Here is a 9,689-nt window from a genome sequence, read left to right as displayed (position 1 = left end):
ATCAAGATCGACCACCAGGGAAAGGCGGGTGGACAGGCCCTCGAGCACCGCTTGCGACGGATCCGGATCAACGGACATCTCATCTCTCCTCTGTGACAGGACGCAGAAAAACAGTGAACCGCATAGCACACTATCGGCGCGCCAGCGGCTTATTCTGCAGAGAGACGCCCTCCGGCCCAGGACAGGCCGGCGAAGCGGAGGCGGGATGACCGTTCGGCAGGCAGCCTCCCACGCGCTGCGACATCAGCAGGCCGTCGGGTGCATGCATGAACTGGAGCGTCTGTCCGACACAGAGCCCTGCGGCGGCGCTCGGATCCGCTGCGGAACGCGATCCTGAAGCGTGCAGGCCATTGCGACCCTCCGGCGGCCGCGCGGGGAGTGTCCGCGGCCCTTCGTGCTTCTGTCACATCCCTGGTCTTCTGCCCTGTTCTTCTGCGCGCGCGTATATTGCGGGCAGCCTGCGCCAACAGGAAAGACCGAAACCGAAAGGCGGTATCAGAGGTATGGCCAACAGGATCAGGCTCCAATCGGTGCCCGCATCCCAGACATCGCGGGTAGTGTTCCTATCGGCGCGTGCATGAAAAAAACTCCGTTCTTCACGCCGCCGGCGACGACCACGAAATCGTCCTCCTCGATTATGATGGGCCGGTCGAGCGAGATCGAGACAGGGGTTTTCCCGATGCTGAACGCCAAGGGTGGCCTGCCACCCGGTCGTCATGATCGATGCGGCCGATCCGAAGGCGCACCGCGCGTCCCGATCCTCCTAAAGGGGCCGGCCTCGCTGCAAGGGCGACGACTGCAAAATTGGGATGCGCGCGTCGCAGGAGCGCTCGCAGCCACGCCCCGGCCGCGGTGTCAGACCTCATGAGTGTCGGCATTGCCGAGCTCGCCCACTGGATCAGCATCTTTCGCAGGTATCGGCTGATCGTGCCCTTGCCCCGTCGCGGCCGGGGCCGTTCACCAAGGCGCTCCATCGCCTAGCTCCCTCGGCGCCACCAGTGCGCGACCGGAGTCCGGGTGAGGCAGCTGGACCATCGGCAGGTCGTAGACGCGTTGCAGGCGGGCGGGCTGCATCATGTCGGCGACAGGGCCGCTGTCGAGGATCCTCCCGGCCCGCAGCGCCACGAGATCGTCGCAGAAGCGCGCGGCAAGGTTCACGTCATGCAGCACCATCACCACGGTCAGCCCCTGCTGGCGATTGAGCCCGCGCAGGAGCGACAGCACCTCGATCTGATGCGCGGGATCGAGCGCCGAGGTGGGCTCGTCGAGGAGCAGGCAATCCGCTCCCTGTGCGAGGAGCATGGCGATCCAGGCCCGCTGCCGCTCGCCGCCCGAAAGGGTCTCGACGGGACTTTCGGCCCGGTCGGCGAGCCCGGCCTGACGCAGGGCGTCCTGCTGGCGGGCGCGGTCGTCGGCGCCGAAGCGACCGAAGGCGCCGTGCCAGGGAAAGCGGCCAAGCGCCACCAGCTCGGCCACCGTCAGGCCGGGGACATGTGGCGGCGTCTGCGGCAGATGCGCCAGTTGCCGGGCAAGGTCGCGGGCGGCATAGGCGCCCAGAGATTGGCCGCGAAACAGGACCTGCCCGGCGGAGGGCGCGAGCTGGCGCGTCATCAGGCGCATGAGAGTCGATTTCCCCGAGCCGTTGGGGCCGAGGATGCCGGTCACGGACCCGCTGGCGATGCTGAGATCCAGCCCCGCGAGGAGTTGGCGACCGGCAAGCTGCAGGCTCGCCTGACGGAGGTCGAATTCTGGCGGACTGTGGGTCATGGATATCCTTCGCCATCGCGGGGCAGGGGGCCTTCCGCTGCGCGGCGCCGCGTCACGCGGCATGCTTCCGGAGTTGCCAGAGAAAGAAGGGGCCGCCCAGGAGCGCTGCGAGCAGGCCAGGAGAGATCGGCCAGGGCCAGGCCAGCAGCCCGCCCAACCATTGGGCGAAGACCATGACGAGGGCGCCGGTCCCGACCGAGGCGAGGGCTGCCGGCGCGGTGGCGCGAAAGCCCATGGTGGCCACGAGATGGGGCACGATCAGGCCGACGAAGCTGATCGGGCCGAGGGCGATCGTGCCCGCGGCGGCGGCCAGAGCCGCGAGCGCGAGCCCCGCGGCGCGGGCGGGCGTCACGGCCAGCCCGCGCCCTGCGGCGACCACCTCGTCGAGCGCGAGCAGGTCGAACCAGCGCCGGAGGAGAAGCGCCGCCGCCAATACCGCGACCGCCACGCTCCAGGCCAGCAGCGCCTGAGGGAGGCTCGCGCCGCCGGTGGACCCGGAGAACCAGCTGAGGAGCGCCGCGCCTTTAGGCCCGCCCGCCGCCAGCACCAGCGTCAGAAGCGCCTGGGCCGTGCTGCCGAGCCCGACGCCGATCAGCAGCAGACGCGAGGGCGCAAACCGGGCGCGTGCGGCCAGCAGCGAAACCAGCGCCAGCATCGCGCCTGCGCCTGCGGTCGTCAGGGCAAAGCGCGAGACGAGCCCGCTTTCCGGCAGGAAGACCATGGCCAGCGCGAAGGCAAGGCCCGCCCCATGCCCGACGCCGAGGAGATCGGGGCTCGTCAGCGGATTGCGCAGGAGGCGCTGGAGCAGAAGGCCCGAGAGCGCGAGGCAGGCGCCTGCGCCCGCCGCGAGCATGAGGGGCGGCAGGCGCCAGTGCAGGACGGCGGCCAGATCCCCGGCCGTGGTGAGGTGCAGGCCGGTTTCCGAGCGACCGATCAGCAGCGCGATAGCGAGCAGGACAGGCACGGCCAGCGCCAGGGGAAGCAGCGCCCGCATCGGACGCCGGGGGCGGGCCGGCGCCGGCGGGTCGTGGCGCGCGGGAAGATCCGGGCTTCGGGAACGGAGCGACAGAAGGACGAGAAGCGGCCCGATGAAGACGCCTGACGCCGCGCCGACCGGAACGTCCCCGGCGAGACCCGAGAGCAGCCGCGCCGTCTGGTCGGCAAGCAGCAGCACGACCGCGCCCCAGAGGCCCGCGCGGGGCAGGTTCGGCCGCGAGCCGCCCCCAGACCTGCCGCCCAGCCCGCGGGCGAGCGCGGGGCCCGCGAGCCCCACGAAGCCGATCAGCCCCACCGTCGCCACCACCGAAGCCGTGAGCCAGGCCGCGGCGGCGAGCAGCAGGAGCTTGGACCGGCGCACGGAGAGGCCGAGGCCCTGTGCGGTCTCCTCGCCCAGCATCAGAAGCTGGAGCGGCCGGTGCAGCAGCCACAGCGCCCCCGCCACCGGGGCGGTTTGCGCGAGGAGGCCGAGGCCGGATTGCCAGCCGGCCTGCGCCAGCGATCCCGCCTGCCATGTCAGCAGCTCCTGCAGGAAATCGTGGTTGAAGAGGACGAGAAGCGCGTGGGCGGCCGCGGCGCAGAGATTGACCATCACGCCCGCCAGCACCAGCGCCTGACTGTGCAGGCCGCGGCCCCATGCGACGGCCAGCACCAGGATCAGCGCGCCCGCGGCTCCGGTCAGGGCAAGAAGCCCCGGCGCGGCCTGCCAGAGAGCCGGAGCCAGCAGCAGCCCCGCGGCCAGCGCCAGCGAGGCGCCACCCGAGATGCCGAGGAGCCCGGGTTCGGCCAGCGGGTTGGCGAAGATGCGTTGGCAGACCTCGCCCGCCATCGAGAGAAGGAATCCCGCGAGAAGCGCCATGGCGAGGCGCGGCAGGCTGCTCTGGGTCAGCACGAGCCGGGCGAGCCCGTCGCCCGCCAGCGCCTCGGGCAAGAGGGGCAGCAGACCTTGCAGCGTGAGCGCGCCGGCGAGGAGAAGGAGAAGCGTGCGCGCCATGGATCAGCCTTGCGTGAGGGCCGCGGCGACCGTCCCGGCCAGATGCCGGGCCGAGAGCAGCCCGCCCTGCGGATAGAAATTGCCGATCCAGTGCGCACGCCCCGACGCGACGGCGGGCACCGCGTGCCAGAGGGCGCTCGTCCGCAGCATCCGCTCGGTCCGCGGCCGCATCGAGGCGATTTCGACCAGCAGGATCGTGGCCTCTTCCATGCCGATCAGCTCCTCGAGGCTGGCGCGGTAGGTGCCGAGCGCAGTGACCGGGCCCGTCCAGGCGTTGGCGAGGCCCATCCGTGCCAGCACCGCATCGGGCAGGCTGCCGCGGCCGTAGAGGGTGAAGAGCCGCCCCGAGAGGTCGGGGACGCAGACGAGGACGGAGCTGTGGCCCGCGCGCCGGCCCGCCGCCGCCAGCGCAGCTTCCGTCCCTTCCACCAGCCGCGCGGCGCTCTCGGGCGCGAGCCCTGCGACGGCGGCCATCTGGCGGGCGAGATCGGCGGCGAGATCGAGCCGGCTGCCGCGCGTCTCGGTCGGCACGATGTCCACCGGGGCAATTTCGGCGATGCGCGGCGTCATCATCAGGGCCGAGGCCGGCGCGATGATCCGGTCGGGCGCGAGCCGCGCCAGATATTCGAGGCTGATCTCCCAGAAGGGCCCGATGTCGACCACGCCCGGCGGCAGGTCGAACGGCATGCGGCTGGCGAAATAGCCGCTGTCCGAGATCGCGAGCGGCGGCCGGTCGAGCGCGATCAGCGTCTCGGCCGCGGCCCAGTCGATGACGGCCAGCCGTGGGCCGGCCGCCGCCCGCGCAGGGACGGGGAGGGTCAGGGCCAGAAGGCCCGCGAGGAGAGGACGGCGCGAGATCATGGGAGGGTGACGGAGGCGGCGGGCCGCCTCCGTCCGGGTCCGTCAGAAGCCGATGGCGATCTTGGCCGTGACCATCCGCCGGTCGCCCTCGTAGCAGGAATAGGCGCTGGCGCAGGTGGTGAAATACTCCTTGTCCGTCAGGTTCGTCACATTGAGCGCCAGCCGCGCGGTCTCGCTCAGCGCATAGCTCGCGCCGAGGTCGATCACCGTCCGGCCATCCACCTTGATCGTGTTGCCATTGTCGCCGAAGCTCGTGCCCACATGGCGCAGCCCGCCGCCGAGCGAGAGGCCGTCCAGCGCGCCCGAGCCGAAGCTGTAGTTCAGCCAGAGCGAGGCCTGGGACTTCGGCACCAGCGCGGGGCGATTGCCCACGTTGCCGGCATTGTCCTCGGTGATCTCGACATCGTTGTAGCTGTAGTTCGCCGCGATGTCCCAGCCCGAGCCGAGCGAGGCCTTGCCCTCGACCTCGATCCCGCGCGAGCGGATCTCGCCCGTGGCGATGTTGTAGCCGGTGGAGATGCCGCCCGGCCCCAGCTCGGGCGTGAGCACGTTCGACTTGGTGATGTCGAACAGCGCCACCGTCAGCAGCGCGTCCGTGCCCGAGGGTTGATACTTCGCTCCCAGCTCCCATTGCTGGCCGCGCGTGGGATCGAAGGTGCGGCCGTCCGAGCCGAGGCCCGGGTTCGGCAGGAAGCTCTCGGAATAGCTGAGGTAGGGGACGAAGCCCGAATCCGTCAGGTAGCTCACCCCCACCCGGCCCGAGAAATTGTCGAGATCGACATCGCGCGCGGTTCCGGTCACGTGGTCGTCGGTTTTGGTGCTGAGCCAGTCCTGACGCCCGCCCAGCGTGAAGAGGAAGCGATCCAGCCGGATTTCGTCCTGAACGTAGAGGCCCGTCTGGCGATATTCTTCGGTGTAGTCATAGGCCACGGTCGTGGGGGTGGGAACGTCCACGCCATAGACAGGCGCATAGGGGTTGAGCGAGGGCGCGGTGCCGTTCCAGCGGCGCGCGTCCGTGTCGCTGCGCGAATGGTCGAGCCCGATCAGCAGCTTGTGCGAAAGCCGCCCGGTCTGGAACTCGCCCAGGAGGTTCGTGTCGACCGCAAGGCTGTCGAGGCTTTCCGAGAAGCGCCGCGCCTGCCGCGTGAGCCCGGTGGCATCCGCCCCGATCATGGCGATCATGTCGAGATCGAAATCCACGCGCCCGTAACGCAGATTCTGGCGCACCGTCCAGCCATTGTCCATCCGGTGGCTGAACTCGTAGCCCAGCGTCTTCTGGTCCTGCTCGCTCCGCGAGAAGTTCGGGTCGCCCACGAGGATGTCGGTCGGCGTGAAGAAGATCGCCGTGCCGCCCGAGCGGTCGCGCAGCGCCTGCGCCGTGACGGTCAGGCTGGTTGCGTCGCTGGGCGCCCAGGTGATCGAGGGCGCCAGCATCAGCCGGTCGTCCTTCATCCGCGTGCCGTCGCCGTAGGAATATTGGGTGTTTCCGTCGCGCGCGACGCCGACCAGCCGGTAGGAGAGCGTCTTGTCCTCGGTGAGCGCGCCCCCGAAATCGATCGCCGCCTGAGTCGTGGCGAAGCTGCCGTAGGAGAGCTCGGCCTCGCGCAGCGGTTCGGTGACCGGCCGCTTCGAGGTCTTGCCGACCACGCCGCCCGCATCGGACTGCCCGTAGAGCGCCGAGGACGGCCCGCGCAGCACCTCGATCGTCTCGAGCTGGTGCGGATCGGTGCGGAAATGGCTGTAGTTCGAGGCGATCTGGCGCAACCCGTCGAGATAGGCGCTGGAGGACTGGCCATTGAAGCCGCGCAGCATGATCCATTCGAAGCCCTTGGGATCCGGGCCATAGGTCTCGATGTTGACGCCCGGCACATAGCGCAGCGCCTCGGTGACCGAGCGCGCGCCCTGCGTCTCCAACTGGCGCTGGCCGATCACGCTGACCGACTGGGGCACCTCCAGAACCGGCGTGCCGGTCTTGCTCGCCGTGCCGCTGGCGCCGGCGACGAAGCTCGTGGCCTCGTTGCTGTCGCGGGCGACGCGGATCGGCGCCAGCATTACGTCGGCCGAGCCCTCCGCTGCGCGGGTGCGCCGGAAGACATGGATCGTGCCCGCATTGGCGAAGCGCCAGCTGAGGCCGGTGCCCGCCAGCAGCGTCGACATCGCCGCGTCGACGCTCATCGCGCCCTGCACCGGATTGCCCCGCACCGCGACGGCGTCCTCGTCCGGCATGACGATCGAGAGCCCGGCCACGCGGCCGATGTCGTTTACCGCGCGCGTCACGGGCTTGGCGGGAATGTCGAACCGATAGGGCAGCCCCTGTGCCAGTACCGGGAGCGCCGCTCCGCAGAGAAGCACTGTCGTCAGGAGCCGGCCTAGGCGGCCTGTCCGCCCGGTGTGAGAAGTCTGCCCTCGCATGGGATGTCCTTTGTCCTTCGTTCCAGTCTGCACGGATGGCGAAGGCTCTGGCTTTCCATGCACTCATCAAGATCACGTCCCCGGGCGGGGATCACTGAACCGGCGCGCACAAGTTTTTTTGGGGGAAGGGATCTAGGGGTGCAGAACCCGGACGGATCCCGGCAGGCGGGTGATGGTCAGCCCCACCGTGTCGCGCAACGCCTCGAGCGCCGCCTCGGGGTGATCGAGATCGAAGCTGCCGGACACCCGCCGGTCTCTGAGGTCGCGCGAGGGAATGAGGATGCGCCCCGGCAGATAGCGCTCCAGCGTGGCGACCAGATCGCCGAGCCGCATTCGGTAGAAGGCGAACCTGCCGTCCTGCCAGCCCGAGGCTTCGGCCAGATCCACGGCTTCTACCGAAGGCCAACCCGGGCCGTCGACGCTGAACTGCTCGCCCGGAACGAGGGGCTGCTCGGCCGGCAGACCGGGATAGCGGACGCTCACGCGGCCTTGCCTGAGCACGATCTGGCCGCCGTCCTCCAGCAGCCGCACGTCGAAGACGGTGCCATGCACGGTGACCTCGCCCTCGCCGAAGCGCACACGGAACGGTCGCGGCGATCTGGTGACTTCGAACGAGGCCGCCCCGCGCAGCAGCCGCAGAAGGCGGTCGGGCCCGTCCATGTCGACGCGGATCGCGCTGCCCGCGTCGAGGAGCACCTGGCTGCCGTCGGGAAGCGAGACGCTGCGGCGCTCGCCGCGGGCGCTCACGTAATCCGCTCCCAGATCCTGCAGAAGATGGGGCTGGCGCAGCCAGAGGCCGCCAAGTCCGATCCCCAAGGCCAGCACCGCCACGGCCCCGCCGCGCAGAACACGCCGCCGCCGGGCGCCCCGGTCCATCGCCGCCAGATAGACCGAGAGCGCCCCGGCCTCGGCTTCGGCAAGCCGCTCGCCGGGGGCGCGCATCTCGCCCCAGAGCGCCTCGACCTCGGCCCAGGCGGCGACATGCGCGGGATCCTCCTGCAGCCAGACCTGCAGCTCGCACTTCGACAGCGTGCCGCCGCGCAGGCGGACGAAGCGGTCGCGGGCTTCTGCCCGCTGCGCCTCGGTCGGGTGGCCGTCCCCGGTCAAGCCCCGGCCTCTGCGGCGGCGGCGCAGGCGGCGACGGCCTTGGCCATGTGCTTGGCCACCGCGCGCTCCGACATGCCGAAGGCTCCGGCGATTTCGGAAAAGCTGCGGCCATGGACGCGGTTGAGCAGGAAGATGTGCCGGGTCTTCTCCGGCAGGGCGAGCAGGGCAAGATCGATCCGCTGCAGCGCGTCGCGGGCGCCGACCGCGTCTTCCGCCGAGGGCGCGTGCAGGCCCTCGTTGCGCCGGGCGGCCTCGGCCAGAACCCGCGCCCGGGTCTGCTCCGCGCGCAGGTGATCGACGGCCGCGTTGCGTGCACAGCGGCTGAGATAGGCCGCAGGCTCTCCGTTCAGTCGCGTGGCGCGCTCCCACAGACGCAGGAAGATGTCATGAACGATGTCGCGCGCGAGGCTCGTGCAGCCGATCCGGCGGGCGATCTGCCGTTCCATCCGGTCGCGTTCCAAGACGTAGAGCTGAAGGAGGTGATCGGACTGCACGGCGCCGGCCTGACTGGGAAAAGACGCGGCACCTTACGGCTGGATCGAACTCCTGACAATATCACTCTGCCTTTGGATTGGCGGCCTCCAGCGCCGCTTCTGCCGCCTGTCGGCATATCCACGGGTGGGGCAGGGGCGCGCGGTGTCCCAACGATGGTGGCGACATTTCGGCGCCAACGATCACGCCGTTTCCGATCGTCACACCGGGCAGGATGGGTTGCGCCTCCCCCGATACAGACCTCTTCCCTGAACGGTGGCGGCATTTGCCGCCCGCTCCAGCAGGCATTGCGGCGCATCGTCCGATTGCCGGACCGAGAACAGCGTGGGCGACCCCAGCGCTTCATAAACCTCGGCGAGCGAAATCTCGTCCAGCTGCGCGCCAGATGCCAGCCGCCGTGGCGCCCCTTGGTCGAGGTCACCAGCCCCGACTCGCGCAGCCCGGCCATCGTCCGCCGTACCAGCGAGGGGTTGGTGCGCAGCATCTGACAGATCATCTCGGAGGTGACCGGCCCCTCCAACCCGTCGAGATGCCCCTCCAGCGTCTTCAGCCGCTTGGACTCGGACACCGTCATCCCGGAATACTTCGCCTCCAGGCATAGAACGTGCCTTCCGACATCCCGTGCTTGCGGCAGAGATCGGCGCACTTCGCGCCAGCCTCATGCTCCTGCAAGATCCCGATGATCTGTTCTTCTGTCAGTCGTGCCTTCTTCATCGTCCGTCCTCTCCATGGGCCGGACTCTAATCGCAGATGGAGGAAAAACCCCGCGCCAGGTCACCTGAGACCGGTGAGCTGCTGCCGGTTTCGTGGACACGAAGATAAGATCGTGCCCAAGGAACTGGAGTGCAGATATGACGAGACTGAAGTTCAGCCGTGAGTTCAAGATCGAGGCCGTTAGACTGGTGACGGACCGTGGCGTAGCGGTAGCGCAGGCGGCCCGTGACCTCGACGTGGCGGAGAGCGTGCTGCGTCGCTGGATGCGGGAACTGACCGCAACCCCTGCCACAGCGTTCCCCGGGAACGGGCAGATGCGGGCCGATCTGGCCGAGATTGCAGCCCT

At 69.7% G+C, this 9,689-nt stretch carries 8 protein-coding genes and 1 pseudogene; 1 reads left to right on the top strand and 8 read right to left on the bottom strand.

Going from position 1 to position 9,689, the window contains the following annotated elements; all coding sequences use genetic code 11:
- Window positions 1-957: 957 nt before the first annotated feature.
- The 8 genes and pseudogenes from C5F48_RS19435 to C5F48_RS25745 all read right to left on the bottom strand — a co-directional run.
- Window positions 958-1,767: an ABC transporter ATP-binding protein gene (locus tag C5F48_RS19435; protein ID WP_170139768.1), complete on the bottom strand. Its 810-nt coding sequence runs from the start codon at window positions 1,765-1,767 to the stop codon at window positions 958-960.
- 52 nt (window positions 1,768-1,819) lie between these two features.
- Entirely contained in the window at window positions 1,820-3,757 is a 1,938-nt protein-coding gene (gene fhuB, locus C5F48_RS19430; RefSeq protein ID WP_107665465.1) for a Fe(3+)-hydroxamate ABC transporter permease FhuB, read from the bottom strand.
- Between the two features lie 3 nt (window positions 3,758-3,760).
- On the bottom strand, window positions 3,761-4,618 hold the full coding sequence (locus tag C5F48_RS19425; protein ID WP_107665464.1) for an ABC transporter substrate-binding protein: 858 nt from the start codon (window positions 4,616-4,618) through the stop codon (window positions 3,761-3,763).
- A 42-nt stretch (window positions 4,619-4,660) separates the two neighbouring features.
- Entirely contained in the window at window positions 4,661-6,895 is a 2,235-nt protein-coding gene (locus C5F48_RS19420) for a TonB-dependent siderophore receptor (RefSeq protein ID WP_258186535.1), read from the bottom strand.
- 267 nt (window positions 6,896-7,162) lie between these two features.
- Entirely contained in the window at window positions 7,163-8,137 is a 975-nt protein-coding gene (locus C5F48_RS19415) for a FecR family protein (RefSeq protein WP_107665462.1), read from the bottom strand.
- Window positions 8,134-8,583: an RNA polymerase sigma factor gene (locus C5F48_RS19410; protein WP_245941542.1), complete on the bottom strand. Its 450-nt coding sequence runs from the start codon at window positions 8,581-8,583 to the stop codon at window positions 8,134-8,136. The genes C5F48_RS19415 and C5F48_RS19410 overlap by 4 nt, the downstream gene beginning before the upstream one ends.
- Window positions 8,484-9,113, bottom strand: coding sequence for an Rrf2 family transcriptional regulator (locus tag C5F48_RS26180; RefSeq protein ID WP_245941543.1), 630 nt, complete (start codon window positions 9,111-9,113; stop codon window positions 8,484-8,486). Before C5F48_RS26180 ends, C5F48_RS19410 begins: the two co-directional genes overlap by 100 nt.
- A gap of 51 nt (window positions 9,114-9,164) precedes the next feature.
- Window positions 9,165-9,343 (bottom strand): annotated as a pseudogene (locus C5F48_RS25745) (transposase); the annotation flags it as partial.
- Window positions 9,344-9,480: 137 nt separating this feature from the next.
- On the opposite strand from C5F48_RS25745, the gene C5F48_RS19400 reads away from it, so the two are divergent.
- The coding region (locus C5F48_RS19400; protein ID WP_146170654.1) for a transposase at window positions 9,481-9,689 on the top strand (209 nt) is incomplete at its 3' end.

Origin of the sequence: Cereibacter changlensis JA139 (genome assembly GCF_003034985.1) — a bacterium.
GTDB classification, from domain to species: Bacteria; Pseudomonadota; Alphaproteobacteria; order Rhodobacterales; family Rhodobacteraceae; genus Cereibacter; species Cereibacter changlensis.
Note: the sequence above shows the minus strand (reverse complement) of the source record. Positions and strands in the feature narration are given on the sequence as shown.

What these genes read in the sequence shown, in the direction of transcription:
- C5F48_RS19435 (WP_170139768.1), bottom strand. Translation starts at nt 1,767, where the DNA reads ATGACCCACAGTCCGCCAGAATTCGACCTCCGTCAGGCGAGCCTGCAG.
- fhuB (WP_107665465.1), bottom strand. Translation starts at nt 3,757, where the DNA reads ATGGCGCGCACGCTTCTCCTTCTCCTCGCCGGCGCGCTCACGCTGCAA.
- C5F48_RS19425 (WP_107665464.1), bottom strand. Translation starts at nt 4,618, where the DNA reads ATGATCTCGCGCCGTCCTCTCCTCGCGGGCCTTCTGGCCCTGACCCTC.
- C5F48_RS19410 (WP_245941542.1), bottom strand. Translation starts at nt 8,583, where the DNA reads ATGGAACGGCAGATCGCCCGCCGGATCGGCTGCACGAGCCTCGCGCGC.
- C5F48_RS26180 (WP_245941543.1), bottom strand. Translation starts at nt 9,113, where the DNA reads ATGCTGCGCACCAACCCCTCGCTGGTACGGCGGACGATGGCCGGGCTG.